Here is a 23219-nt window from a genome sequence, read left to right as displayed (position 1 = left end):
GTTCAAAATTTGACAATATAGCCAAACAAAATATCAAATAAATCCTAACTGATTAAAAATCTTATTATAGATATCGTGTACCACTTTACTTTTGTTTTCGTGATATTTTTGAATATCAAAGCTGCAACCATTTATTGCTTCAAATTTGGCATCAGCATATAGTTTGCAGTCCTTCTCTGACTGTCTAAGCCAATCTCGAAAAAGCAAGTGACGGACTGTTTCTGGAGTGTCACGAGTGAAAACATGTAGGTTAACTCTAGGATTATTATAATGAAAAAGACGATGACCATGAAAGCGGGGTTCACGAACGATTAGCCTATACCCAAGACTTTCAAGCGCTAATAGATACGTTTTTTCATCAGCAGCATCGGCAACCGTCAGATCAATATCAATAACGGGTTTGGCAGCGAGACCAGGTACTGCCGTAGAACCCACATGATCAATTTTTAGTAGATGCGAACCTAATTTATTCTTAATTTTAGATGCCAGTGTTGAATATATGTTCGGCCACAAAGGATCATAAGCAACGACCACTACATTCTCAATCGGCGGTACGCCATTAACAAAATAGCTATCCTGAGGATCAATGACATAATGCTCCATTATCTCTTTTGGACTAACCATAAACGGATACCTATAGACCATACAAATTATAACGATAGCGTACCGGATATGAATCTGGATGTCTCTCAAACATCTGCTTATTGCACAGACCTGCCAGGGCCGTAGGTTTGATTAGCGAAGCGTAATCAGACGTTCGCGAAAACAGGTTGCCGCCATTCTGCTGGTAATTCATCTGCTCTCTATACCCATAATCACGAGACTGCGTTGTGGCCGATTACGCTTCGCTAATCGACCCTACTTGATTCAACTCTCTGCGGCTTGCCGATTGTTGCTGCCTTGATGGCTTGATCCCCCTCATCCCCAGCCCTTCTTCCCTTGTTGATGGAAAAAGTGGGAGAAGCAAGTAGGGTGCAATGAACAACGTGAATTGCACCGCTATTGTTCGCTCCTATGTTGCCGGTGCAATGCGCTGCGCTTATTGCACCCTACGTATGGCTGTAAAGGCGGTAGGCTGATTTCTCGGAATGGAATCAGACGCCGGTGAAGATCAGCTGCCGCAGTCCTGCTGGTAACCCTCCCTTTTCTCCCTCTTTGCCTATTGCCGCAGGTCAAGGATATGGCCGATTAGGCCGCGCCCATCCCCCCGCTCGCTAACCTTGAAGGGAACAGCACAGCGCCAGGAGGCCAGACATGGAAACGGAGAAAGCCATAGGGCTTATCGAGGCTCACGGGGCCTTTCACGGGGATCACTACAGCTTCAACAGCGACAAGTTCGTGCAGTGGTGTCAGCAGGATGCCCACCAGACCCTCAGCCTGGAGCAGGTCAATCACGAGCTTGCCCCCTTCTGCATCCGGGTCGGCTATGCAGAGCTGAGCAGGTCGTGGCGTTACTACTCACCTGATGATCACGAAGCGGGCAGAGGAAAGGCAAGGGCCTCGCCTTTTCTATGGGCTGGGTAATGACGAAAGGAGCCGGCAAGGCTCCTTTCCTGTGATCATGCCCCGGCCTGTTGCCGGTCTTATATGTCAGCCTGGCCAGCACGCAGCAGCACCATGACGGTAAACAGCAGCCAGTCGTTGATGATGTGCGCGCCGGTCGATACCCAGATATTTTTGGTGATGAGGTAGCCACTGAGCAGCACTATGCGGGCCGTGCCGATCACCAGAAAACATTGCAGAAAATTCCAGTCATAAGTGGGCAGGTGCATGGCCCCGAAGATAAGGGCGGTGCAGAGCCAGGCGGTGATGATGGCGGACTTGCGGCTCAGGCTGAGCTTGGTGTGACAAAACCAGAGGATGGCCAGAAAAGGCAGTATGGAGACCACTTCCTCGCCAAAGAGCTGGGGCGCCGTTTTTACATAAAAGAGGATGCGCGCCGTATTGGAGGCCTCTGCCAGCATGGCGTTGACCGGGTTTTCACTCATCTTGAACAGGTGCTGCAGTACCAATGCAACGGCGACCGAGACCAGGATGTTGACGCCGGCAATCGCCAGCATCAAGAGGAGATCCCGCCCCGTCGGCGTTCGAAACAGCGATCGCCATGCCTTCCCCGCCACCATGGCGAGCACGGCCAGGGGGATGAGAGGAAACAGGATGGCGGGGACAAAGCCGCCCGCCGTGGTTTTATAAAACGCTATGGGGGCCGTCAGCACGGCAAAACCCAGCGCCACGCCAAGCAGGATCAGCACCCAGCCACGGGTGGATAATGCATGAGGCTCTTGGCGATAAAAAGGGAAGTCCCCGGCACTCTTTCGCTCGAAGCCATAGTAATCACTGTCATTCAATGTTGTTCTGGCCACAGATTTATATTCGCTCATGGTGACGCTCGATATTTAATTCGGTTGTCAGGGTGCAACTGCACATCCGATGGCATGGCATTGCTAGTCAGTCACTCTCACACCTTCATTTAAACTTTAATAATCAAGGTTGTAACAAAGAAATTGAGAGCCAGTAGCTTGTGCATTACTTGCATATAGTTAGCTATAAAGTATTTATTTTTCTTCATAGAAAATATTCTTATATCACCAAGAGAGTTAAATGCTCAATTGATGTCCACTCTTATAATTTGTAATGAAATGTTTTCTGTCACTTTCCTAATACAATCTGGTTCATTTAGTAACAACTGGGTGGTTGTCACCCACAATTCAACTTTTGCTCTGTGTCGATTGCCCCCACAGCGATGGCCTTATCCCCGGCCCTTCTCCCCTTTCCATGCCAAGAGTGGGAGAGGGTGTAAAGGCAGCATCTGCGGAGCAGGATCCGACGTGGTGTTGGGATAGTGGAAAGCGGGTTTATTCCCTCTCCCTTTGGGAGAGGGGTTAAGTCTTAGTTATTGAAATTCCAGGCGATGGGCAGCTCAAAATCGAAGACAAGCTCATCCCCTCCCAGGCGAAAGGCCACGCTGGTCTGGTGCTGGTCATATTCGTTGATGATGAGGCAGCTCTCGGCGAAGTTGGACTCGTAGTTGAGGTGGGCCAGCCCCTTGCTGCCATCTTCATCGAGTTCGATGTTCAGCACCCGCAGCGGGTTCTGCTGGCTCAGGTTGACTCTGGTGTCCCCCACATCCACTAGCCGCTCCAGCAGGGGGAAGAAGTCCTGCTTGTGGGCCTCGATGGCTTGGGCGATGGCCTGCTTCAACGCGGTTTGACTGGCAAAGGGGCCGGGGAGGCGATATTGAGTCTGGATGCGTTCCTGGGTCATGTTCTTCTCCTTGAGAGGTTGTCTTGAATGAGCTCGCGGGGCTTGGGTTGTGAAAATATGGGTTGCGAAACTATGGGTTACGAAAATATGGGCTGCGAACGTAGGGGCTCTGAGAGTATGCCCTAACCCTACGTAGCGAAAGCTCGGGGTTAGAGTCCCATGTTGTGAGAGAAGCGTCGGTGTATGTGCGCTGGGCTCACAGGATCGCGGCCCTGCATAGCAGACCGGCTGATGGCTTATCTTGTTGCAGCCTCACTGTTCTTGCGAGTCAACGCTGACAAACGGGCAAAACAACGCCCGGCGGGCCGGGCGTTGTTTGACGATGACATGGCGGCGGCAGTCGCCGTCAGAAGTCGTGGTAGAGCGGCCAGCCGAGCAGGGGGTGCTTGAGACCGGCGCGCATCTCGATATTGTCGAGCTTCTCCGGCGAAGCCCCCTCTTGCTGTAACTGCTGGTACTGGCGCACGAAGCCCAAGGTGTGCAGCAGGTTGGGGACAAAACCCCGGCTGAGATCCTGACGCAGCCCTGCGGTCAGGTCGCTGGGCAGTTCGCTCAGCAACAGTTCAAGCTGGGCGGCCAGATAGTCGGTATCGAACCAGCGCTCTTGCAGCACGATTTCCCGGGCCAGGCGGCGCTTGAGATCCTGCTTGACCTTCAATGGCGCGGCGCCGCTGCCCTGACCGCAGAGGATGCGGTAGAGCAGGGCCTCGGCCAGCTTGTCCTCCAGGGTGGGGTGGTCATTCTCGTAGGCATAGAAGTGGCTGTCCATCAGGGCCATCAGGCGGGCCTTGTCATGTTCCAGCTGCGCCTTCTCGTACTCCTGCCAGCCTTGCCACTCTTCCACATCCGGCGGGCTGGATATTTTATCGAGCAGACGGGCATCCACATCGCCAAAGAGGTTATTGGCGCCCAGTTGCTTGGGGCTGACCGAGATCAGCATGGACCAGCCTTTCTGGAACGGTTTGATGGGCCCTTCCGGGGCCTGCAGCAGGGCGAGCGCCCGGGCTGTGTCCCGCCCGGACAGCTCCTGCAGCCCCAGGCTGATGACGCCAATCACGTCGTGGGCGGCTTGTTCGAGCAGATGCATCTTGTACTTGTTGTAGTACTTGTCGGCGAATTTCAGGCTCATCAACACCGCCTTACCCTTGATGGCGGCCAGTTGCTGGGGGCTCAAGCGTTCACTGTCAGCACCAAAGCGCAGTACCTGGCTGAGGAAGGGGCCCTGATTGGCCTCGCGAATGATTAGCTGCGTTACCTGTGACATCGAAACGTCCCTTAATCCAGAAAGCTGAACATGTCGTCCACTTCGCTGTACTCGTCGCTGACCTGGTTCTTGTCTTTGGCCTGCATCACCAGCTCGGCGGCAAACTTGTTGATGATGCCGTCCCAAGTGCTGTTCTCGTTGCGCAGCAGGGCCTTGATGGCCTGCTCCACCTCGGGTGCCTGCTGGCGGATCAGCATCAGCAAGCTGCGGGGATCGTCGAGGGAGTAGTCGTGGGCATCCTCGCTCAGCTGGCGGTCACTGTAGGAGAGTGCCTCTTCCAGATCTTCCTCTTCGGCGTGGAGCAGGTCCGTCATGCCCTCTTCATCATCAAGCTGCTCACCGCGGTAGAACTCGATGAAGGGGATGGCGAGGTAGAAGAGACCTGCGGGATCCTCGGCGATGCACTCGAGGATCTCGCGCTGCTTGGACTCGCTCTCCTGGGTGCGGATCAGGTAGTTGAGAAAATCGAAGGTGTGCTGTTGCAGCTCCTCGGCATTGTTCTTGATGGCCTCTTCCCAGTAGAGGGGCTGCTGGCAGACGATGTCGCGGATCCGCTCCGGGGTCATCAGCTCGGAGATGATGGACGGGAAGGAGATATCATGCTGGCCGTTGATCTGGGTCAGGGTGACGATATCAATATTTTCAATGACTTCGGCCAGCTGATCGTCGGACATTGTCATGGCGATCAGCTCGAATCTCTCGCTGGCCTGCTTGGGCTCGATCACGGCCAGTTCTTTGATCTCGATGGCGGCAATTTCAATCAGACTATTCATTCTTTACCCCAAGTTGCCTCAAATTAGAAACGCACTTCGTCGTACATATCCTGCTCGCCCTCTTCGTCGCTGCCGTCATAGTCAGCGTCGGCGTTTTCTCCCTCGTCCTCATCCTCATCGCGGGGCATGACATAGTCGTCATCGCGGGCGCCACGGGGCAGGGGGTTGTCCAGCAGATAGAGCACGGCGCAGGCTTCGATAAGGGTATCTTCGCTCTGGGCGCGTACTGCCTTGACCAGGGGCAGGTCGGCGTTGTTGAAGGCAACTGACACCTTGAATTCGTCCCAGCTGGGCTGCTCCCCTTGGCCAATCCAGTTGCGCCAGGCGGGCTTGGCCTGGGCAGAAAACTGCACTCGGCCATAGAGGGCCAGTGGCAGGTATTCGGGCATGAATTCCAGCATGCTCATGTCGGCCAGCAGCAGCGCTTTCATCTTGCCGGTGAACTGTTCCAGCGCCTTGGGCTGGTCCACATCACGGTAGGATTCGATGTTCTCGCTGGCGTCACTCATCAGCGCCTTGATACGCGCCAGATCCAATGTCTTTTTCATACAGCCTCAGGGATAGAATTGATCCCATAACTCCTGCATGGCAGAGGTCGGGTCGGTCACAATGACGTTGTTAAAGTCTTTGATGAAGGCGGCTTTTTTCTTGGGGTCCGAAAGAACCTCGTAGGCCTGCTTCACCTGTTGCAGCAAGACGGCTGCGCGCGCTTGTTCTTCGTCGGTGGCCCCGAGCAGCTTGTCGGGGTGATACTGGTTCGACAGTCGTCGATACGCTTTCTTGATGTCGTTTTCGTTGGCGTTGGATTTTACACCCAGCACCCGAAAGTAGTTGTTCATGGCAGATCCTGCATCACTGGCAACAGAGAAGTCACAATGCTGGCCCTGGCTGGTCGCTGAGAAAACCAGGTACGGCGAAAAACCCGTCATTTTAACGGAAATAGCGCGGCACTGCCATGAATAGGATCTGATCGGCCAAATGAACTTGGCGCGGGCGGAAATTGGTCACTTGTCTCCCTTTGTGCCACCCGAAGAGGGGATGACCGGGCTGGTGACGGGGTGCGGGAACCTTTGCATTGGCCGAGGGTCAAATCGCGCAGGTCGTCTCAATGGCAGCGCCCCCGTCCGACCCGCCATCATTGGCCCGGTCGATGAGATAAAAGTGCAAATGAGGAAAACCACATCATGATGAAACGCTACTTTCTGCCCCTGATGCTGCTCAGCAGCCTGGCGGTGGCCGCCGATGCCGTGCCCGGTGAGCCGCTCATCAAGGGGGATATCAGCAAGGCCCAGTTTATGGCGAGTGCCGAAAAGCGCTTTGCCAGGCAGGATCAAAATGGCGATGGGGTGATCTCGGTTGCCGAGAAGGAAGCCACCCTGGCCAAGATGGAGGCGGCGATGAAGCAGGCTGGCAAGGCTGTGCCGGAGCGAATGGGTAACATCAAGCCGAGACGGGAAACCACCAAGGCGCAATTTGTGCAGCGTCAGGAGAAGCTGTTCGCCCATCTGGACAAGAATGGGGACGGAGTGATCAGCGAAGCGGAGCGAGCGGACACCAGGGCCAGCTTGCAGAAACGGGCACAGCAGTCAGCCCCTTAAGCGGCACGTCCCCAACGGATATAAAAAAAGAGCCCGGTTCATCACCGGGCTTTTTTATATTGGACTGGATTACCAGCTGGCCCACAGCAGCCGCAGCTTCAATCCCCAACGACTACTCCAGCCAGTGGTAGTGCCGACCACCTTGCCATCCTTGAGGATCAGAAAGCTGGGGGTGACGCTCACCTGCCAGTGAGCGGCCAGTGCGCCCTGCTCGTCGTTATGGGTCGGGAAGCGCAATTCCTTGCTGGCCATGCCGCGGCGCAGTTGCTCATCGTTGCCCGAGCGCAGCGCCACCGTCAGCACGTTACCGCCGTCTTGCCACAGCTGCTCCACCGTCGGGGTGGTGAAGCGGCACACCCCGCACCAGCTCGCCCAGTAGTAGATCAGCAGCGGCTTGTCCCGGCTCAGGGCCTGCAAGTCCGCCGTGCTGCCATCTTGCAGGGTGAGAGCGGGAAGCGGGCTCCCCGCGGGCAGGGTCGGCCCGCGCCAGAGATCCAGCGCGGTCGTGAGGATGACGGCAAACAGCAGTAGCCACAGCGCCTCCTTGCCCCAGCGCCGCCAGCGTGAGGGCGGGTTGTTAGTCTCAGTCATGAGTCCCCTTAGCTCTGCTTGGCCAACTCGGCCAAGACCAGGTTTTCGAGCTCGTCATAGGAGATGGCCCCCGGCACCAGCTGATTGCCAATCAGGGTGGCCGGTGTGCCCTGTACGCCGAGCAAGGTGCCCAGACGAAGGCTGTCTGAGCGCAGCTCCCATTGTGCGACCATCAGCCTTGCTTGGCCAACTCGGCCAAGACCAGGTTTTCGAGCTCTTCATAGGAGATGGCCCCCGGCACCAGCTGGTTGCCAATCAGGGTGGCCGGTGTGCCCTGTACGCCGAGCAAGGTGCCCAGACGAAGTCTGTCGGAGCGCAGCTCCCATTGCGTGACCATCAGCCTTGCTTGGCCAACTCGGCCAAGACCAGGTTTTCGAGCTCGTCATAGGAGATGGCGCCCGGCACCAGCTGATTGCCAATCAGGGTGGCCGGTGTGCCCTGTACGCCGAGCAAGGTGCCCAGACGAAGGCTAGTGCGCAGCTCCTCGGTCGCCTTGTCTTCTGGCTTGAGGGCCACATTGCCGGTGGCGGCCAGGGCCTTGTTGATGTCCGCCTCGGTCAGCATGCCCTGCTTGCTCATCAACTTTTCATGGAGCGGCAGGAAGCGAGCCGGATCCTGCTGCCAGAGGGTCAGGCTGTACTGGGCGGCCTTGGCGGAAGTTTGCCCCTTGAAGGGCAGCAGTTTGATCACCAGGCCGAGATCCGGATGCTCCTTGAGCAGACGGGTCAGGTGCGGATCGAACTGTTTGCAGTAGGGGCAGTTGTAGTCGGTGAAGGAGACCAGGGTCAGCTTGGGGTTTTTGGCCCCCAGGCGCGGGCTGGTCGGGCTCATGAACAGGGCCTGCTGGTTGCCCTTGATGATGTTGCCAAGCTGGGCGGCTTGATCCGCGGTGTTCTGTTTCTCCCAGGCATCGGCCGCCTCATCGAGGATCTTCGGGTTGGCCACCAGGGTCTCGCGGATCAGCTCCTTGATGCGCACCTCCTGCTCCGGGGTGAAGGGGGTGGCGTGCAGGGTGGGGGCGAGCAAGGCGCCGAGCAGACTCAGGGTGATCAGGGTAGGTTTCATCATCTTTTCCTTAGAAGCGAGTGGTGCCGGCCTTGATGAGGCCAGCATTGTGCAAGGTGGTGAGCAGGTCGGCTTTGTCGAGCAGGGGGGAGAGCACTTCCCCCTTGGGCAGGCCGGGACCATAGATCTGGTTGAAGGGCACGGCCACGGCCCCCCGGGCCCGCAGGAAGGCGGCCAGGCTGTCGTTGGGCCGGGTCCAGTCACCGCGCAGGGCAACCACGTCCGGGGCCGAGAGGGCGCTTTGCACCTCGTCTCGTAGCAAGACGTTGTATTTATTGGCTTTGCAAGTGACGCACCAGTCGGCGGTGACATCGATAAAGACCCGCTTGTTATCCGCCAAAGCCCGTTGCAGTGCCGATTCCGACAGGGGCTGCCACTGCACCGTCTCCCTTTGAGGGTTATTTGGCGCCGTGAGGGCGCCGCCGAGCAGCAGGGCACCGCCAATCAGGGTCGAGAGCGCCAGGGTCAGGGTGACACCGCGCATGCCATGGCGCCAGCCGATGGCGACGAGCAGGATCAGCAGCACAGCGGCCATCAGCCAGCCGGTGGTGAGCGTGCCGAGGTGTGCGGAGAGCAGGCTCAGCAGCCAGAGGCTGGATCCCAGCATCATCAGGCCGAGCACTATGCGCAGTCGTCCCATCCAGGGGCCGGGTTTTGGCAACCAGAGTGCGAGGCGTGGCCAGGCCGCGATGGCGAGCCAGGGCAGGCTCATGCCAAGCCCGAGGGCGGTAAAGATGAGCCAGAGCTGAGCCAGGGGCGCACCGAGGGCAAAGGCGACTGCCGTGCCGAGGAAGGGGGCCGAACAGGGGGTTGCCAGCAAGGTGGCGAAGCTGCCTTGCAGGAAGTGGCCGCCCAGGCTGTTGTCGCCGGTGGTCGCGAGCCGGGTGTTGAGCCGACTGGGCAGCCGGAACTCGAACAATCCCAGCAGGTTGGCGCAAAACAGCAGGGTCACCACCACCATGAAGCCGATAAACCAGAGGCTCTGGAACTGAATACCCCAGCCGACCGCCCCCTGAGTGGCGCGCAGCAGGGTGCTCATGAGGGCCAATGCCCAGAAGGAGACCAGGATCCCGGCACTGGCGGCCAGAAATTGCAGGCGAATGGGTCTGCGCTCCCGCGTCTCAAGCTGCAGCACTGACCCCAACTTGAGGGCCAGTACCGGCAGCACGCAGGGCATCAGGTTAAGGATGAGGCCCCCGAGCAGTGCAATGCCGACCAGCCAGAGTAGCGAGTGACCACTGTCAGGCCCGGCCGCTGGCAGCGCCAGGGGGGCGCTGATGGGGGTCTCCCCCTGCCAGGCCTGTTCGCCATCGACCAGCAGCACGCCCTGCAGCCTGCCTTTGAGATCCGGGGCATTGCCTTGCCAGCCATCGCTGACCGGGATGCGAGCCAGCAGACGCTGGCCTTCGACCTGCAGCTTGGGCTCGCCAAACTCAGCCTCTGCCTGACCGTCGAGGAAGATGGCCGGCTGCTGCCAGCCCTGGGGCCGCTCGGCAATGAGTTGCAGCTCATTGGCGCCGTAACCGGCCTCTAGCCGGATGTCGCTCGCCATCGATTGGGGCAACTTGCTCATGGCCTGGGCATAGGCAAAGTCAAAGCCCGCGGGGGCCGCCTCACCCAGCGCCAGCTGGAAGGGGAAGTCGGTCAGTATGCAGACGTTGCTGCAGGTGGAGAGGCGCAGTATGCCGCTCAAGGTGCTGCCTGTCGGCGCACTCAGGGTCATGGGGAAGCGAACGTCCCCCTGATAGCCCTGGGTGCTGAGCCCGGCGACGTCGAAGCGCTGCGGTGTCGGCCAGTGCCATTGGACCTGGGTTGGCTCTTGGCCTTGCCAGAGGATCTGGGGGGCGATGCCCCCCTGGCCCGGGCTGCGCCAATAGCTCTTCCAGCCGGATCCGAGTTCGACCTCGAGCAGCAGGCGGCTCTGGGCCGGGTGGCTGAAATCCCCTTGCAGCCGGACTCGGGCGTGGTCGTTTTGCGGGCTGGTCAGCCAGCCGCTGTCAGCGGCGACGGCCATCGTCTGCCAGCCAAGGCAGATCAGCAGCAGCGCCGTCTTGATCAATCTAGTCATCGATGTGTCTCGCAATAAATAAGTTGGGATCCGTCTAAAATGCCGGATAACTCATTCGCGCAGCACGCAGAGCTGGAGGTGCAATCGGAGTTTGGGGGCTCTGCCATTCCTGGGTGGCGGCAGGGGGGGGCTATAGCGCCACAGGGGGGGCAGAACGGCAATGATGAGGGCGACGACGAAAAAGATAAGCTCGGCGGCATTGAGCTGGGTGGCGCTGAGCCACTTACCCTTGAGCTCACAACTGCTAGGCTGCGGGCTCTCCTGGTTCTGGCCCGTTTCGTCGGTGGACGTGAGGGCCTGACAGCTGAGCGCCTGGTCGAGTTGGGCCAGTTTGAGCAGGGGCTGGGCGGCGCAGTTGAGCAGCAGTATGCACACCAGTAGCAGGAGTCGTGTTGCTGTGCGCTGTGGTTGCGTCATACCGGGCCCATCGTCTAAAGAGGGCCACATCCTAACGGGCCGCTCTTGTCGATACAAGCCGTTGGGTCATTTTGGCTTCATAAGAGGCTTTTTTACGGTGTCAGACCACATGGAGAACGCGGCTGGGAGCAAGGTGATAGCGCCATGTGGTCACCCAGACGGGGCCCGGTTTTGTTTGGCTAACACTTGTTCACCCAAAGCGGCCTCAGTATACTGCGCCGAATCTTGTCTAGAGGTGTTCGATGCTCAAATTTGCCCGTATTCTGCTGCTTGGCCTGCTACTTGTCGTCTGGTTCATCCTGGCCCTGCTGCTCTGTCTGGTGCGCCCCGGTCATGCCAACAACGTCTACGTCTTCGCTCGCATGTACCATGCCGTCTGCCCGCTGATCGGCGTCAAGGTGAAGTTGACCATTCCGGATGAAGTGAAAAACGTCGGCCCCGCCGTCTATGTCTGCAACCACCAGAGCAACTTCGACATCTTCACCGTGACTGGCGCCGTGCGCCCCGGCGTGGTGGCGGTGGGCAAGAAGAGCCTGCTGTGGCTGCCCTTCTTCGGTCTCATCTTCTGGCTGTCCGGCAATGTGCTGATCGACAGATCCAACCGCTCCCGCGCCATTGGCACCATAGGTCAGGTGGTGGATCGCATCAAAGGTCGTGGCACCTCCATCTGGATGTTCCCCGAGGGCACGCGCTCCCAGGGCCGTGGCCTGCTGCCGTTCAAGGCGGGCGCCTTCCACACAGCCGTGCAGGCCGAGGTGCCAGTGGTGCCCATCGTCTGTTCCAGCTACTTCGGCCAGATCGATCTCAACCGCTGGGACAATGGCGAGGTGCGCCTCGAGATGCTGCCGCCCCTGTGCAGCAAGGAGCATGGTGCCGCCGGGATCCGCGAGCTGTCCGAACAGTGCCGCGAGCAGATGAGCGCCAAGTTGGCCGAGCTGGATGCCGCCATCGAGCGGGATCGCGCCGCCTGATGAAGGTTCAGGGTGTAAAAAAGGGAGCCACTGGCTCCCTTTTTTATTGGTGATTTTCGCCATCTTTTTTGGTTAAAAACGCTAACCCATGGTTTGGTTTTCGGATCTTAATCCCATATCTGATTGTAAGTTAACGAAAAAATATTCTGGCACGGCTCTTGTAACACTGATGGCACGAGAAACTGAAACCAGGGGCCCAGGCCCATCCCATGACAAGGAGCCAGACCATGAGTGTATTTAGCCGCCTCAGCGACATCATCAACGCCAACCTGCACAGCCTGCTCGACAAGAGCGAAGAGCCCGAGAAGATGATCCGGCTCATGATCGAAGAGATGGAGCAGGTGCAAATTGAGATGCGCACCCAGGCCGCCCGTCTCATTGCCGAACAGAAACAGCTGGAACGCCAGCAGAGTGCCCTGAGTCAGCAGATGCAGGGCTGGGCTGCCAAGGCCGAACTGGCCATTGGCAAGGGCCGTGAAGACCTGGCCCGTGCCGCCCTTGGCGAGAAGCTGGCGGAAGGCAAGCGACTGGCGCAACTCGAACTGGATCAGGGGCGTCTGGCCGAGGTGCTGGCCCAGCTCAATGGCGACAGCGAGCGGCTGGGGGCCAAGCTGACCGAGGCGCGGGAGAGACAGAAGTTGCTGGTCCTGCGCGAGCAGACGGCCCACAGCCGGATCCGCGCCCGTGCGCAGATCGACCATAGCCGCATGCATGAACTGATGGCTCGTTTCGACGGCGTGCAGGGCCGGGTCGATCAGCTGGAAGCCCAGCTTGAAGCAGCGACCCTGGGTCAGAATCCGTCTCTGGAAGCGCAATTTCGCGAGCTGGAACTCAATGACGAGATAGAGCGTGAGCTGGCGCGTCTGAAAGGCCAGAAGGTGGAGGTCTAATCATGACGCCCTGGCCGAAAGACCTGGCACATCGCAAGTTGACCGGGGTCTGCGCCGGCATTGCCAATCGGTTGGGGCTCTCCAGAGTGACGGTGCGGATAGTGGCGCTGCTTGCCCTGATCCTGCTGCCGCCATTTGCCTTGGCAGCCTACCTGTTGGCGGTGCTGCTGATGCCACCGCGCCATGAACTGAAGCGCTGGCTGGATTGACCCCGCCCATACCCCATGAAGAGCAGCCCGGCTGCGAGGAGTAAATATGTTGGAATTTCTGGTGTTGCTGGCGGTGCTTGTCGTGATGGCCATGGCCGGGTTCACCGTGCTGGCCATGGTGGTGGTGAGCGGGGTCTTCATGATTTTCGGGGCCCTGGCAGGCATGATAGGCCTGGTGTTCAAGCTGGCGCCCTGGATATTGCTGGGGCTGGTGGTCTACTGGTTGCTGGGCAATCGGCGTCGCACCAGCCGCCCCAATCATTACCGTTGAGGCCTGGTTTGCGAAGGGCGATGGGGCAGAGACGCCCTGGATGACAATGCCTGGCGCAGAGCACTCAGGATACATGGTTGACCGTCACTGGCTAAGCGTGCCCCGCCAGTGACAGCTCTCCTTCTCTGGCCACCGATAGCGGTGGCCTTTCTTATGATGGCAATCCATCCGGTGTGAGCGCGGCATCGGGTTCTCGCTTGTCTTCCCGTCGGGTTGCACTGGGCGAGGTGAGCAGCCACTGCTGGCTCAAGGCATGCCAGTGTTCGGGGTGCAGGATCAGTTGCTCCTTGATGGCCTTGTTCTGCTGCTTGAGCCGGTATTCGAGACGCAGGGCCGCGCCGCGCTCCCCGACCTCTTGTCGCCAGGCCAGGATGAGGGGGCCTTTGCCGCGCAGCGCCCGTGCCCCTGTCCCGCGTTGATGCTGGGTCAGGCGGCGATCAGGATCTGTGCTGATCCCTGTGTAGAGGCTGCCGCTGCGGGTGCGCACCATATAGATAAACCAGATGGCACTCGCCCCTGGGGGGGCGCCATCGGCAGATGGATGTCCCCTGGTCACGCAGACCGCTTCATCAGCGGCGCTGTCTGGTTCAAACGGGAGGCGTTCACTCATCTTGTACTCTGCTCTCGAACAGCGTCATGGCTCTGGGTGAGGGCATTATCGCAGCGCACCCTCAGGGAGCAAGGGTTCCATGGCAGAGCAGGCCGCCGCTCAAGGGGCATGGGCCTTGCGGTTCAACCTGTGCAGGGGCAGCAGGCTGATCAGCAGACCCGCCCAGACGAAGGCGAAGCCCACCATCTTCACGGGGTCTGGCTGCTCCTGGAACCATAAGATGGCAAGCAGGAAGGCAAGGGTCGGCTCAATGTATTGCAGCAGACCCACGGTGCTCATGCGGGTGCGCAGCACCGCATAGCAGAACAGGCCAACCGGCACCAGGGTGGCAGGAGCGCTGCCCATCAGCAGCAGGCGATCTCCCCAGTCTCCCTGAATGAAGGTGCCCTGGCCCTGCCAGACCAGCCAGCCGATGCACAGCAGGGCCAGGGGCAGTTGCACCAGGGATTCGAGATAGAGGCTGGTGCTCGCCTCATAGTGCACCTTCTTCTTGAGCAGGCCATAGAGGGCAAAGTTGGCCCCCATGATGAGGGAAAACCAGGGCAGCTGACCGTAGGAGAACAGCATGTAGGCCAGCCCTGCCAGCGCCAGGGCAACCGCCAGGTGCTTCTGGGGAGTGAGCCGCTCACCGAGAAAGATCACGGCGAAGGCGATGTTGAATAGCGGGGTCATGAAGAAGGCGAGGCTGGTGGCCAGTACCTGACCGGTGGTCAGGCACCAGGTAAACATGCACCAGCTGACGGACATGATGGGACCGGCCAGCAGGATCAGACCGAGCTGGCGGGGTTCCTGGCGCAATCTTCCCCAGGGCAGCCGCTGGCCGAGCAGGCTAAACAGCAGGGCGAGCAGCACCACGGACCAGAGCACCCTGTGGGAGAGCAGCTCCCACATGTTGACCTCGGGCATGAACTGGTAATAGAGGGGCAGCAGGCCCCAGAGTGCGAACGACAGGGCCGCACAGCCCGTCCCCATCCAGCTTTTCATTCTCTTCCGTTTATTAAACTAAACAATCTGGGCCGCATGATAGGCTGCCTCTAGCGGGGCGGCAAGGGGCAACCAGGACAAAAGATGTGGGCGAGAGGGGCGCTGGCACCATGGCTGCGCCCCCTGCCAGCAGCTGATATCATGGGGTCATGAACCGACTCGACGCGCTATTTGAACAGATCCGCGCCTGCCGCCTGTGCGAGGCGCATCTGCCCCTGGGGCCCAACCCCGTGATCCGGGGGAGCGAACAGGCCCGGTTGCTCATCATAGGACAGGCCCCCGGCACACGAGTGCATGCCAGCGGCATCCCCTGGGACGACCCCTCCGGCGAGCGGCTGCGGGATTGGCTCGGGCTGGCCCCCGCCGATTTCTATGATGAAAAGAGGGTAGCCATCATGCCCATGGGCCTCTGTTACCCGGGGCGTGGCAAGTCGGGGGATCTGCCTCCTCGTCCCGAATGCGCCCCCACCTGGCACGACAAGGTGCTGATGCTGATGCCCCATGTCGAGCTGACCCTGCTCATCGGCCAATATGCCCAGCAGCGTTACCTCGGTAAGGCCCGCCATGGCACTCTGACCGAGACGGTGCAACACTGGCGTGACTATGGGGAGGCCTGGTTGCCGCTGCCCCATCCCTCTCCGCGCAACACCCTCTGGTTGCGCAAGAATCCCTGGTTCGAGACCGAGGTGGTGCCCGAGCTGCGCACCCGCATCCAGGCCCTCTTTCCCTGACGCTCGTTTCCCCTAGCTGACAGGCTCCGCCAGGGGGCTGACTTTGCTCTTTCGCGCCATGGCAGCCAAGGGGATGATGATGCACAGGCAGCCAACCAGCAGGGGCAGGCCGGGCTGCTCGTCGAATAACCAGGCGCCGATGACCACAGCGGCCAGCAGGCCAGTGTATTCGGCGGAGGCAATCTTGCTCGCCTCCGCCTTGCGATAGGCCAGCACGCACAGACCCGCATAGACCATGATCAGCGCCGAAGATCCAAACGCGGGCCAGATCAGTTGCCACTGCCAGGGGGCGGGATCCCAGCAGGCCAGGGCGAAGATGATGGGCATGCTCAACACATTGGTGAAGAACAGGGTCTGGGCTATGGGTTGCTGCAGGGGCAGACGCTTGATCAACAGGTTGTTGAGGGCCAGGGAGAGCGCCACCCCGAGCGCCGCCAATGCGGCCCAATTCACTTCGGTCGGGCGCAGCACTATCAGCACGCCGATGAACCCCATCAAGGCGGTCAATACTTTTTGCCGGGACATGGCTTCCCCCGCGATCCAGACCGCGAGGGGCACCATCAACAGGGGGGCCGCGTAGAAGAGGGCATTGGCGGTGGCCAGCGGCAACTGGGTCAGGGCTATCACCATGAGGCAGACACCCCCCGCCCAGATGTGGGCACGGAGCAGGTGCCATTTGAGGGCGACCGGCGGGTGGCGACGCCAGGACCAGAGCAACCAGGGGGCGAGCAGCAGCGCCGCCGAGAGCTGACGAAAGAGGACGAATTGGAAGATGGGCTGATCAGGATCCAGCACCTTGACCAGGACGTCGGAGAAGACGGCGATGAGGTTGCCGAGGACCAAATAGAGCATGCCTGCCGATACTGAATTCATACCACCTCCTGACTTGATGGGATCAGGGTAGCGGTGGGCTGACTATTGGGTAAAATGATAAATAATCACCATCTATGAGATTTATAGATAATGAAGCTCCCCCCGCTGCGTGCCGTGCAATATTTCGAGGTGGTTGCCCGCCTGCTCAGCTTCTCCCGCGCTGCCCTCGAGCTCAATGTCAGCCAGAGTGCCGTCAGCCATCAGATCCGCCTGCTGGAAGACTTTCTCGGCGAGCGACTGCTGCTGCGCCAGGGGCGGCTCTTGTCCCTGACGCTGCAAGGCGAGATCTATTTTGAGGGCATCGCCGCCGGGCTTGGCCAGATAGCCCAGAGTAGCGCCCAGCTCAGGGGCGGAGCCCAAATGCAGCTGCGACTCGCCGTCTACAGCTCCTTCGCGGTCAAGTGGCTGATCCCCAGGCTGGCCGGGCTGCGCCAGCTCTACCCCGAGCTGGATCTCAGCCTGGAGATGGTGGCCGAGGATCCCGAACTCTCCGATCGGGTGGCCGATTGCTTCATTACTGTCTGCCCCAATGGGCGCGGCTATAGCCATGATCTCATCTATCAGGAACGGCTCTTCCCGGTGTGCAGCCGTCGGCTGTTGCAGCAGGTGGAAGGGGAGTGGCCCGGCGCCATCTGGCAGTTGCCGCTGCTGTCTGTGCAGTCCATCTACAAGTCACGAGGGGAGGATTGGCAGCGTTGGGCCGAAGCGGGCGGCATGAGGGTGCCGGAGGGGGTGCGGATGCATCACTTCAGCCATGTGTTGCTGGCCATGGAGGCGGCGGCCTGGGATCAGGGCGTCACCTTCGTCAATGACTACATGGTACGGCCGGATGATCCCCAGCTGGTGCGCCTGCCGGTGCATCAGCTGGAGACGGGGGATGCCTTCTACTTCACCTGCAAACGAGGGCGGGCCCATGAGCCCGCCATCAGCCGCCTGCGCCAATGGCTGCTGCTGGAAACCTGTCAGAGCCTGCCATCGCCTTAATCAGCGGTGCGAAGGATAGCTGACCATCAGGCCTTCTTGAACTGGCTCAGCACGAACAGACTGGTGGCGCAGACCACCACGGACGGGCCTGCCGGGGTATCCTGGAACCAGGAGAGGCTCAGGCCTCCCAGCACGGCCAAACACCCGATCAGGGCGGCCAGGCCTGCCATCTGCTCCGGGGTCTGGCTGAAGCGGCGTGCCGTTGCCGCCGGGATAATCAGCAAGGAGGTGATGATCAGCGCCCCGACGAATTTCATGGCCACCGCGATTACCAGGCCAATGAGCAGCATCAACACGCAGCGCAGCACATCGACCCTCACCCCTTCCACCCGCGCCAGCTCTTCCGAGATGGTCATGGAGAGCAGGGGATCCCAGAGTCGCCACAGGGTGAGCAGTACCAGGGCGCCACCGCCGTAGATCCAGACCAGATCCACCGGCTGGACCGAGAGCAGATCGCCAAACAGATAGGCCATCAGATCGACGCGGACATTGTCCATGAAACTCAAGGTCACCAGTCCCAGGGAGAGGGCGCTGTGGGCCAGGATGCCGAGCAGGGTATCGGTCGCGACCTGCTGATTGCGGCTCATGACCACCAACAACATGGCCATGGCGAGGCAGCAGACCACCACCGCCAGGGTGAGATCCACTTGCAGCAAGATGCCGAGTGCTATGCCAAACAGGCAGGCATGGGAGAGGGTGTCACCAAAATAGGCCATCTTGCGCCACACCACGAAGCTGCCCAGGGGCCCGGCCAGGAGGGCGATGCCGAGACCGGCGGCGAGGGCATATAACAGAAAGCTGTCCACGTTAAGATCCTTACTTGCAGTCGGTTGGCCAAAGGAGGTTCAGGCCTGGTTTGGCGCCATATTTATCCGTGCTTTGCATTCTCGTCGGCTTATTTGCGTGACGGCAGGCGGATGAGCGGGGCAGGCTCGGCATGTTCATGCTGGCCATCGCAGTGGTGATGGTGGGTATAGACGGCCAGCACCTCCTGCTCGGGTCGGCCGAACAGGCGGGCAAACTCCGGATGGCGGGCCACGCTTTCCGGTTCCCCATGGCAGCAGATGTGACCATTCAGGCAAATCACCTCATGGGTACTCGCCATGACCAGGTGCAAGTCGTGGGAGACCATGAGCACGGCGCAGTCGAACTCGGCCGCCAGCTTGCCGATGAGGGCATAGAGTTCGATCTGACCATTGATGTCGACCCCTTGTACGGGTTCATCCAGTACCAGCAGCTCCGGCTTGACCAATAAGGCGCGGGCCAGCAGTACCCGTTGCATTTCACCGCCGGAGAGCTTCTGCATTCGGTTATCGAGCAGACTCTGGCCACCGACCCGGGCAAGGGCCTCTTCAATGGAGAGGCGACCGTTCTTGCCGAGCTGCAGGAAGCGGCGCACGGTGAGCGGCAGTGTGGGATCCAGGTAAAGTCGTTGTGGCACATAACCGACCCTGAGCCCGCCACTGCGCACAATGTGCCCGGAATCGGGCTTGAGCAGGCCCAGTACCAGCTTGCTGAGGGTGCTCTTGCCCGCACCATTGGGACCGACAAGGGTGGTGATTTTGCCTTTATTGAGGGTAAAGGAGACCTTGTCGAGCACGAGACGTCCGTCAAATGAGAGACAGACGTGCTTCAGCTCCACCAGTTGGGTCATGACAGCTCCGGGGTTTACAGCCAGTGAGAGTTATAATATAACAGTCGCGTTTTCTGTTATATTATCACATTCATCTGTCCTGACGAGATCCCTATGCGAATTCTTGCCCTGCTCACCGCGCTGCTCATGATCAGCCTGCCGGTGCGTGCCACCACAGTCTTGACCACCATCAAACCCTTGGGTTTCATCGCCGCAGCCATCACGGATGGGGTCAGTGAGCCCCAGGTATTGCTGCCGACCGGCGCCTCTCCCCATGACTTTTCTCTGCGTCCCTCGGACATTCGTGCCATCCAGCAGGCGGATCTGGTGGTCTGGGTCGGCCCTGAGCTGGAAGGCTTCATGAGCAAACCCTTGGCAGGTCTTCCCCACGTGCTGACCCTGACCCGGGTCAAGGGCATGCCATTGTTTGATTATGCCAACCAGGCAGGCGAGTCTCATGAGGGGCATGATCATGACGATCACGGCCATGAAGGTCACGAAGGCCACCATCATGAGGGGGTGGATCCCCACATCTGGCTGGGCCCGGATCAGGTAAGGGTGATAGCCCAGGCGCTGGCGGATACCTTGAGTGCCCAGGATCCGGCCAATGAGGCCCGCTACCAGGCGAATCTGATCACCTTCAACCGCAAATTGGCCGAGAAAGAGCAAGCCATCGCGCCGCAAATGAAGGCCGTCAGTCAGCAAGGTTATTTCGTGTTTCACGAGGCATATGGTTATTGGGAGCGTCATTATGGCATGCGTTCCCGAGGCCACTTTACCGTCAGCCCTGAGCGACGTCCTGGTGCCCGGACTCTGGTCGAGATTCGCAAGGCACTGGAGGAGAAGAAGGCCAACTGCATCTTCGCCGAACCCCAGTTCTCGCCGGCGGTGATCGAGTCGGTAGCCCGTAATACCGGCGCCAAGGTACTGTTGCTCGATGAGGTCGGGGAGGACGTGGTGTCAGGACCGGATGCCTATCCACAATTTATGCAGCAATTGGCCGATGGCTTTGCACAATGCCATTAGATGGGGTGTCTATACTGACCATCAACACGATTTAATGAGCACCGTTTAAATGAGAAGGATCTCTCTGTTGATATGCAGTGGCTTGCTGGTCAGCTTGCCACTGCAGGCTTCCCAGCTTTCCACCTATCTGGCCGAACCCCAGTTGCAAGCCAAGATGGCCGATGTCTATGGCAAGGCGGCAGTGAAGCGGGCAGAGGCGTATGCCCGTCTGCTGAGCCCTCGGGCTGGCACCACTGATCAGCAGAAAATTGTCTTGGTAAACAACTACTTCAATAATCTCACTTATAGTGAGGATCCCAGGTTGTGGGGCATGGATGATTATTGGGCCAACCCGCTCGAATTCATCGGTGCCCGGGGAGGGGATTGTGAGGATTACAGCATTGCCAAGTATTACACCCTGATGGAACTGGGTGTCGAAGAGAAGAAACTGCGCCTCGCCTATGTCAAGGCGGTTGATTACAACGCGTTTCATATGGTGACGCTCTACTTCCCCACTCCCAAGGCCGATCCTTTGGTGCTGGACAACATCAAAAGCAGCATATTGCCAGGCAGTAAACGTCCCGATCTCATTCCCGTCTACAGCTTCGATGCCAAGAGCATCTGGGTCATGAAATCACGCCGTGATGGAACCCTGGCGGGCAGTGCCGATCGACTGGCCCAATGGACCTCCATGAAAACCCGCTTCTCCAGCGAGCATCTGCGCTCCCCCCGTCGCCAGCTATAACTTCCCAGCTGCCTTGAGCTCCGCAAAATAGCGGGCGGCTCCGGGATGCTGAGGCGCCATCAGCACCGGACCTATCTTGTTGCGCGATCGGTGAAACAGATTGGCGTAGCCATATGTCTGTTCGTTGAACTGGATCTGTTGATTCAGCATGGCTTTGGTGAGCCGATAGACCTGATCCTCCGGGACATCCTCCCGACTGACCAAGGTTGCGGCGATGGCGAAGGTTGGGACTGGCTTGGGGTTACCAGGATAGATGCGTGCCGGGATCTGGCTGCGCTGATAGTAGGGGAGGCCCTTGATGAACCGGTCGCGTAGCTCGCCCTCTATGGACAAAAAGGTAATGGGGCAGCGTTTCGCCGCTTCTAGGGTCATGCGGTTCGGATGGCCTATCACCAGCGCGAAAGCATCAATCTGCTTGTTGCACAAGGATTCTGGCAGGTTGGCAACGCTCTTCAGATCGAGATCCTGCTCCTTGACGCCCAGCAGTGCCATCAGCGCCAGTGCCGTCTTGCGGGTGCCCGAATGCTTCAAACCAAAGTCGATAGGTGCCAGTTTGAGCTGTTCGAGTCGAGTGATGTCGCCATCGGCCCGAACCACCAGGGTGAAGGGCTCGGCGTGAGTGGCGAACAGGGTTCTCAAGTGAGCTTGAGGAACCCCTTCAAAGGCGCCGACCCCTTTGCTGGCCTGAAATAGCCAGTCTGACTGGACTATGGCGTAGTCACTCTCCCCTTCTTTCAACTGCTTCAGATTTTCCAGGGATCCCGCTGTTGCATTGGGTCGGCAGCTGAGGCTCTCATCCTGCTCATGGGCCAGGCGGCAGAACTCCTTGGCCATCTGGTAGTAGATGCCTTGTTCGGATCCCGTGCCTATCTCGATGTGGGTGGCTGCCTGCAAGGATGGCACCAGTAGCAGAGGGAGCAGGGGCAGGATTTTCATGATGATGCTCCAGTGGCGTAGCCATCGACACCCCAGGCCCGCAATATGTTGATGTCAGTGATGGAGCTGGCCTCTGCCAGCAAGGTATAGCCGGATCCATGGAGACTCTGGCTGACCAGATTCCAGTAGAGGGGAGAGTTGGTGACAGCAAGGCTGATGAACGCGGGATAGACAGGGTCGAGCTGGTTCAGCACCTCGTTGTTGATGGGAATGCCGCTAAAGGCCAACTCCAGTCCCGCGCCTTCCAGTGCCATGAAGGTGGCCATGGCACTGGCTGGCAGGGTGGTTATATCCCAACGCCAGTCGATGAATCTCCCCTTGGGCGCCTTGATGAGTCCGTTCTGCAATTGGGGCCATTGAGGATGACTGAGCAGACTGAGCGGCAGGGAGAGCCCTTCACATTCCTGACCTAGCCAGTAAGTGATGGCTTGCTGCAACTTGATGAGAGGCATCTCGCCAGAGAATGGCTGGCGGGGCAACAAGCGCCGATAGAGCAGTATGTCCCCTTGGGTGGAGTAAAAATGCTGTTGTTGCCACTCCTCATCCACAGGGTGAAGGTTGATCAGGGGAAGATGGCTGCTTGCCTCCTGCTGCTTGCCTAGCTGGGTGATCTTGAGCCGCTGTTGCAGCATGTCCCGTTTGCGCTCCGAGACGAGCTGGTTGACCGAGCTGGCCACATCCTTGAGCTCCTTGAGCCAAGGGATGGGCAACTCAGCGCCATATTGACGCTTGCGGATCAGGCTCAGCTGCTGATTGATCTCGGTGAGTGGGCGCAACAGACGCTTGCAGATCCAGGGAATGAGCAGGCTGAAAATGATCAGGCCGCCCAGCAGCGCCAGGCCAGTGCGGCTGACGGCATTCCACAGGTGTTGGTAGGCGTAGCCACTGTGTCCCTCCAGCGTCAGTGTCCCCAGCATGCGCCAGCCGTCGGTCAACTCCTGTTCGACCTTGACCGGCGGCATGGCGATGAGACTGGGCAACCAGGCCGGGATACTCTGCTGGGTACTGGTAAAGACCTTGTGGAACAGCATCTGGCCATCCGGGTCGACTAGGGTGATGGCACTGACGAAACCACCGTCAAACATGGCATTGACGATGGTTTCAGCCAATACCTTGTCTTCATTGAGCAAGGTACCCTGCAACACCAGACCGAGAGCTGTGATGGCCGTTTCAAGATTGGCTGACATCTGGTCGAGGATGGATTGGCGGACCGTGGTGATTTCGAGCATGAACAGTAGAGCGGCGCCAATCAGAAACAGGACGAGGATGATCCTGTTTAACAATTTCGCTAACGACATATCCACTCCCTGGAAAAAGTTGCGCAACATGGCCCTTGG

The 23219-nt window shown here is 59.1% G+C and carries 29 protein-coding genes and 1 pseudogene; 10 read left to right on the top strand and 20 right to left on the bottom strand.

Annotated features, from left to right (window positions below; translation table 11 throughout):
- Positions 1-33: 33 nt before the first annotated feature.
- The gene (locus M2366_RS11930) at positions 34-603 is read right to left on the bottom strand and encodes a GrpB family protein (RefSeq protein WP_198135256.1); all 570 of its coding nucleotides are present in this window, start codon (positions 601-603) and stop codon (positions 34-36) included.
- A 651-nt stretch (positions 604-1254) separates the two neighbouring features.
- Between M2366_RS11930 and M2366_RS11925 the strand changes: the two genes are divergently transcribed.
- A complete protein-coding gene (locus M2366_RS11925) occupies positions 1255-1524 on the top strand; it encodes a hypothetical protein (protein ID WP_259269836.1) in 270 nt (89 codons plus the stop codon).
- A 59-nt stretch (positions 1525-1583) separates the two neighbouring features.
- On the opposite strand, the gene M2366_RS11920 is transcribed toward M2366_RS11925, so the two are convergent.
- The 6 genes from M2366_RS11920 to M2366_RS11895 all read right to left on the bottom strand — a co-directional run bounded on the left by M2366_RS11920 (position 1584) and on the right by M2366_RS11895 (position 6140).
- Positions 1584-2381, bottom strand: a complete 798-nt coding sequence (locus tag M2366_RS11920) for a CPBP family intramembrane glutamic endopeptidase (RefSeq protein ID WP_259269835.1) — start codon at positions 2379-2381, stop codon at positions 1584-1586.
- A gap of 508 nt (positions 2382-2889) precedes the next feature.
- Positions 2890-3264, bottom strand: a complete 375-nt coding sequence (locus M2366_RS11915; protein ID WP_259269834.1) for a hypothetical protein — start codon at positions 3262-3264, stop codon at positions 2890-2892.
- Positions 3265-3610: 346 nt separating this feature from the next.
- A complete protein-coding gene (locus tag M2366_RS11910) occupies positions 3611-4528 on the bottom strand; it encodes a hypothetical protein (RefSeq protein ID WP_224431993.1) in 918 nt (305 codons plus the stop codon).
- An 11-nt stretch (positions 4529-4539) separates the two neighbouring features.
- Entirely contained in the window at positions 4540-5301 is a 762-nt protein-coding gene (locus tag M2366_RS11905; protein ID WP_259269833.1) for a hypothetical protein, read from the bottom strand.
- 23 nt (positions 5302-5324) lie between these two features.
- Entirely contained in the window at positions 5325-5849 is a 525-nt protein-coding gene (locus tag M2366_RS11900) for a hypothetical protein (RefSeq protein WP_259269832.1), read from the bottom strand.
- A 6-nt stretch (positions 5850-5855) separates the two neighbouring features.
- Positions 5856-6140, bottom strand: coding sequence for a J domain-containing protein (locus M2366_RS11895; protein ID WP_042041681.1), 285 nt, complete (start codon positions 6138-6140; stop codon positions 5856-5858).
- A 345-nt stretch (positions 6141-6485) separates the two neighbouring features.
- On the opposite strand from M2366_RS11895, the gene M2366_RS11890 reads away from it, so the two are divergent.
- A complete protein-coding gene (locus tag M2366_RS11890) occupies positions 6486-6899 on the top strand; it encodes a calcium-binding EF-hand protein (RefSeq protein WP_042041680.1) in 414 nt (137 codons plus the stop codon).
- A 69-nt stretch (positions 6900-6968) separates the two neighbouring features.
- On the opposite strand, the gene M2366_RS11885 is transcribed toward M2366_RS11890, so the two are convergent.
- The 6 genes and pseudogenes from M2366_RS11885 to M2366_RS11860 all read right to left on the bottom strand — a co-directional run bounded on the left by M2366_RS11885 (position 6969) and on the right by M2366_RS11860 (position 11040).
- Positions 6969-7490, bottom strand: a complete 522-nt coding sequence (locus M2366_RS11885) for a protein disulfide oxidoreductase (protein ID WP_259269831.1) — start codon at positions 7488-7490, stop codon at positions 6969-6971.
- A gap of 8 nt (positions 7491-7498) precedes the next feature.
- Positions 7499-7648 (bottom strand): annotated as a pseudogene (locus M2366_RS11880) (copper resistance protein); the annotation flags it as partial.
- 14 nt (positions 7649-7662) lie between these two features.
- A complete protein-coding gene (locus M2366_RS11875) occupies positions 7663-7827 on the bottom strand; it encodes a copper resistance protein (RefSeq protein ID WP_259269830.1) in 165 nt (54 codons plus the stop codon).
- On the bottom strand, positions 7827-8555 hold the full coding sequence (locus M2366_RS11870; RefSeq protein ID WP_259269829.1) for a DsbA family protein: 729 nt from the start codon (positions 8553-8555) through the stop codon (positions 7827-7829). The genes M2366_RS11875 and M2366_RS11870 overlap by 1 nt, the downstream gene beginning before the upstream one ends.
- Positions 8556-8565: 10 nt before the next feature.
- On the bottom strand, positions 8566-10623 hold the full coding sequence (locus M2366_RS11865) for a protein-disulfide reductase DsbD (protein WP_259269828.1): 2058 nt from the start codon (positions 10621-10623) through the stop codon (positions 8566-8568).
- 51 nt (positions 10624-10674) lie between these two features.
- On the bottom strand, positions 10675-11040 hold the full coding sequence (locus M2366_RS11860; protein WP_259269827.1) for a hypothetical protein: 366 nt from the start codon (positions 11038-11040) through the stop codon (positions 10675-10677).
- Between the two features lie 242 nt (positions 11041-11282).
- Between M2366_RS11860 and M2366_RS11855 the strand changes: the two genes are divergently transcribed.
- The 4 genes from M2366_RS11855 to pspG all read left to right on the top strand — a co-directional run bounded on the left by M2366_RS11855 (position 11283) and on the right by pspG (position 13381).
- Complete coding sequence (locus M2366_RS11855; protein WP_259269826.1) at positions 11283-12011, top strand: 1-acylglycerol-3-phosphate O-acyltransferase; 729 nt, start codon at positions 11283-11285, stop codon at positions 12009-12011.
- A gap of 227 nt (positions 12012-12238) precedes the next feature.
- A complete protein-coding gene (pspA, locus tag M2366_RS11850) occupies positions 12239-12901 on the top strand; it encodes a phage shock protein PspA (RefSeq protein WP_224432000.1) in 663 nt (220 codons plus the stop codon).
- A 2-nt stretch (positions 12902-12903) separates the two neighbouring features.
- The gene (locus M2366_RS11845; RefSeq protein ID WP_224432001.1) at positions 12904-13110 is read left to right on the top strand and encodes a PspC domain-containing protein; all 207 of its coding nucleotides are present in this window, start codon (positions 12904-12906) and stop codon (positions 13108-13110) included.
- A gap of 46 nt (positions 13111-13156) precedes the next feature.
- The gene (pspG, locus tag M2366_RS11840) at positions 13157-13381 is read left to right on the top strand and encodes an envelope stress response protein PspG (protein WP_042041668.1); all 225 of its coding nucleotides are present in this window, start codon (positions 13157-13159) and stop codon (positions 13379-13381) included.
- A gap of 151 nt (positions 13382-13532) precedes the next feature.
- Here the strand turns inward: pspG and M2366_RS11835 are convergent, their stop codons facing one another.
- Together M2366_RS11835 and rarD are read right to left on the bottom strand one after the other, a co-directional pair.
- Positions 13533-13871, bottom strand: coding sequence for a GIY-YIG nuclease family protein (locus tag M2366_RS11835; RefSeq protein ID WP_259269892.1), 339 nt, complete (start codon positions 13869-13871; stop codon positions 13533-13535).
- Positions 13872-14090: 219 nt separating this feature from the next.
- Positions 14091-14975, bottom strand: coding sequence for an EamA family transporter RarD (gene rarD / locus M2366_RS11830; RefSeq protein ID WP_259269825.1), 885 nt, complete (start codon positions 14973-14975; stop codon positions 14091-14093).
- 149 nt (positions 14976-15124) lie between these two features.
- Between rarD and M2366_RS11825 the strand changes: the two genes are divergently transcribed.
- Positions 15125-15706 carry a uracil-DNA glycosylase family protein gene (locus M2366_RS11825; protein ID WP_224432934.1) on the top strand — a complete coding sequence of 194 codons (582 nt, stop codon included), beginning with the start codon at positions 15125-15127 and terminating at the stop codon, positions 15704-15706.
- 12 nt (positions 15707-15718) lie between these two features.
- Here the strand turns inward: M2366_RS11825 and M2366_RS11820 are convergent, their stop codons facing one another.
- Positions 15719-16579 carry a DMT family transporter gene (locus M2366_RS11820; protein ID WP_259269824.1) on the bottom strand — a complete coding sequence of 287 codons (861 nt, stop codon included), beginning with the start codon at positions 16577-16579 and terminating at the stop codon, positions 15719-15721.
- A 90-nt stretch (positions 16580-16669) separates the two neighbouring features.
- Here M2366_RS11820 and M2366_RS11815 point away from each other — a divergent pair, with 90 nt between their 5' ends.
- On the top strand, positions 16670-17563 hold the full coding sequence (locus M2366_RS11815; protein WP_259236906.1) for a LysR substrate-binding domain-containing protein: 894 nt from the start codon (positions 16670-16672) through the stop codon (positions 17561-17563).
- A gap of 26 nt (positions 17564-17589) precedes the next feature.
- Here the strand turns inward: M2366_RS11815 and znuB are convergent, their stop codons facing one another.
- Together znuB and znuC are read right to left on the bottom strand one after the other, a co-directional pair.
- A complete protein-coding gene (gene znuB / locus M2366_RS11810; protein WP_042041663.1) occupies positions 17590-18369 on the bottom strand; it encodes a zinc ABC transporter permease subunit ZnuB in 780 nt (259 codons plus the stop codon).
- An 89-nt stretch (positions 18370-18458) separates the two neighbouring features.
- Complete coding sequence (znuC, locus tag M2366_RS11805) at positions 18459-19217, bottom strand: zinc ABC transporter ATP-binding protein ZnuC (RefSeq protein WP_042041662.1); 759 nt, start codon at positions 19215-19217, stop codon at positions 18459-18461.
- 93 nt (positions 19218-19310) lie between these two features.
- Here znuC and znuA point away from each other — a divergent pair, with 93 nt between their 5' ends.
- Together znuA and M2366_RS11795 are read left to right on the top strand one after the other, a co-directional pair.
- Positions 19311-20222: a zinc ABC transporter substrate-binding protein ZnuA gene (gene znuA / locus M2366_RS11800; protein ID WP_259269823.1), complete on the top strand. Its 912-nt coding sequence runs from the start codon at positions 19311-19313 to the stop codon at positions 20220-20222.
- Positions 20223-20271: 49 nt separating this feature from the next.
- Entirely contained in the window at positions 20272-20946 is a 675-nt protein-coding gene (locus tag M2366_RS11795) for a transglutaminase-like cysteine peptidase (RefSeq protein ID WP_224432005.1), read from the top strand.
- Here M2366_RS11795 and M2366_RS11790 read toward each other — a convergent pair.
- Both M2366_RS11790 and M2366_RS11785 read right to left on the bottom strand, forming a co-directional pair.
- Positions 20941-21882, bottom strand: coding sequence for a TAXI family TRAP transporter solute-binding subunit (locus M2366_RS11790; protein WP_259269822.1), 942 nt, complete (start codon positions 21880-21882; stop codon positions 20941-20943). The genes M2366_RS11795 and M2366_RS11790 overlap by 6 nt on opposite strands.
- Positions 21879-23180 (bottom strand): LapD/MoxY N-terminal periplasmic domain-containing protein, encoded by a 1302-nt coding sequence (locus M2366_RS11785; protein WP_259269821.1) that lies wholly within the window; start codon positions 23178-23180, stop codon positions 21879-21881. The genes M2366_RS11790 and M2366_RS11785 overlap by 4 nt, the downstream gene beginning before the upstream one ends.
- Positions 23181-23219 lie beyond the last annotated feature (39 nt).

It is taken from the genome of Aeromonas sp. BIGb0405 (genome assembly GCF_024807335.1).
GTDB classification, from domain to species: Bacteria; Pseudomonadota; Gammaproteobacteria; order Enterobacterales; family Aeromonadaceae; genus Aeromonas; species Aeromonas rivuli.
This window is presented reverse-complemented; position numbering and strand designations above follow the sequence as displayed.

What these genes read in the sequence shown, in the direction of transcription:
- M2366_RS11875 (WP_259269830.1), bottom strand. Translation starts at nt 7,827, where the DNA reads ATGGTCACGCAATGGGAGCTGCGCTCCGACAGACTTCGTCTGGGCACC.
- M2366_RS11845 (WP_224432001.1), top strand. Translation starts at nt 12,904, where the DNA reads ATGACGCCCTGGCCGAAAGACCTGGCACATCGCAAGTTGACCGGGGTC.
- M2366_RS11895 (WP_042041681.1), bottom strand. Translation starts at nt 6,140, where the DNA reads ATGAACAACTACTTTCGGGTGCTGGGTGTAAAATCCAACGCCAACGAA.
- M2366_RS11790 (WP_259269822.1), bottom strand. Translation starts at nt 21,882, where the DNA reads ATGAAAATCCTGCCCCTGCTCCCTCTGCTACTGGTGCCATCCTTGCAG.
- pspA (WP_224432000.1), top strand. Translation starts at nt 12,239, where the DNA reads ATGAGTGTATTTAGCCGCCTCAGCGACATCATCAACGCCAACCTGCAC.
- M2366_RS11870 (WP_259269829.1), bottom strand. Translation starts at nt 8,555, where the DNA reads ATGAAACCTACCCTGATCACCCTGAGTCTGCTCGGCGCCTTGCTCGCC.
- znuA (WP_259269823.1), top strand. Translation starts at nt 19,311, where the DNA reads ATGCGAATTCTTGCCCTGCTCACCGCGCTGCTCATGATCAGCCTGCCG.
- M2366_RS11865 (WP_259269828.1), bottom strand. Translation starts at nt 10,623, where the DNA reads ATGACTAGATTGATCAAGACGGCGCTGCTGCTGATCTGCCTTGGCTGG.
- M2366_RS11855 (WP_259269826.1), top strand. Translation starts at nt 11,283, where the DNA reads ATGCTCAAATTTGCCCGTATTCTGCTGCTTGGCCTGCTACTTGTCGTC.
- M2366_RS11910 (WP_224431993.1), bottom strand. Translation starts at nt 4,528, where the DNA reads ATGTCACAGGTAACGCAGCTAATCATTCGCGAGGCCAATCAGGGCCCC.
- M2366_RS11835 (WP_259269892.1), bottom strand. Translation starts at nt 13,871, where the DNA reads ATGGTGCGCACCCGCAGCGGCAGCCTCTACACAGGGATCAGCACAGAT.
- rarD (WP_259269825.1), bottom strand. Translation starts at nt 14,975, where the DNA reads ATGAAAAGCTGGATGGGGACGGGCTGTGCGGCCCTGTCGTTCGCACTC.
- M2366_RS11920 (WP_259269835.1), bottom strand. Translation starts at nt 2,381, where the DNA reads ATGAGCGAATATAAATCTGTGGCCAGAACAACATTGAATGACAGTGAT.
- M2366_RS11825 (WP_224432934.1), top strand. Translation starts at nt 15,125, where the DNA reads ATGAACCGACTCGACGCGCTATTTGAACAGATCCGCGCCTGCCGCCTG.
- M2366_RS11785 (WP_259269821.1), bottom strand. Translation starts at nt 23,180, where the DNA reads ATGTCGTTAGCGAAATTGTTAAACAGGATCATCCTCGTCCTGTTTCTG.
- M2366_RS11930 (WP_198135256.1), bottom strand. Translation starts at nt 603, where the DNA reads ATGGAGCATTATGTCATTGATCCTCAGGATAGCTATTTTGTTAATGGC.
- M2366_RS11885 (WP_259269831.1), bottom strand. Translation starts at nt 7,490, where the DNA reads ATGACTGAGACTAACAACCCGCCCTCACGCTGGCGGCGCTGGGGCAAG.
- M2366_RS11815 (WP_259236906.1), top strand. Translation starts at nt 16,670, where the DNA reads ATGAAGCTCCCCCCGCTGCGTGCCGTGCAATATTTCGAGGTGGTTGCC.
- M2366_RS11890 (WP_042041680.1), top strand. Translation starts at nt 6,486, where the DNA reads ATGATGAAACGCTACTTTCTGCCCCTGATGCTGCTCAGCAGCCTGGCG.
- M2366_RS11900 (WP_259269832.1), bottom strand. Translation starts at nt 5,849, where the DNA reads ATGAAAAAGACATTGGATCTGGCGCGTATCAAGGCGCTGATGAGTGAC.
- M2366_RS11860 (WP_259269827.1), bottom strand. Translation starts at nt 11,040, where the DNA reads ATGACGCAACCACAGCGCACAGCAACACGACTCCTGCTACTGGTGTGC.
- pspG (WP_042041668.1), top strand. Translation starts at nt 13,157, where the DNA reads ATGTTGGAATTTCTGGTGTTGCTGGCGGTGCTTGTCGTGATGGCCATG.
- M2366_RS11915 (WP_259269834.1), bottom strand. Translation starts at nt 3,264, where the DNA reads ATGACCCAGGAACGCATCCAGACTCAATATCGCCTCCCCGGCCCCTTT.
- M2366_RS11820 (WP_259269824.1), bottom strand. Translation starts at nt 16,579, where the DNA reads ATGAATTCAGTATCGGCAGGCATGCTCTATTTGGTCCTCGGCAACCTC.
- znuC (WP_042041662.1), bottom strand. Translation starts at nt 19,217, where the DNA reads ATGACCCAACTGGTGGAGCTGAAGCACGTCTGTCTCTCATTTGACGGA.
- M2366_RS11905 (WP_259269833.1), bottom strand. Translation starts at nt 5,301, where the DNA reads ATGAATAGTCTGATTGAAATTGCCGCCATCGAGATCAAAGAACTGGCC.
- M2366_RS11925 (WP_259269836.1), top strand. Translation starts at nt 1,255, where the DNA reads ATGGAAACGGAGAAAGCCATAGGGCTTATCGAGGCTCACGGGGCCTTT.
- M2366_RS11795 (WP_224432005.1), top strand. Translation starts at nt 20,272, where the DNA reads ATGAGAAGGATCTCTCTGTTGATATGCAGTGGCTTGCTGGTCAGCTTG.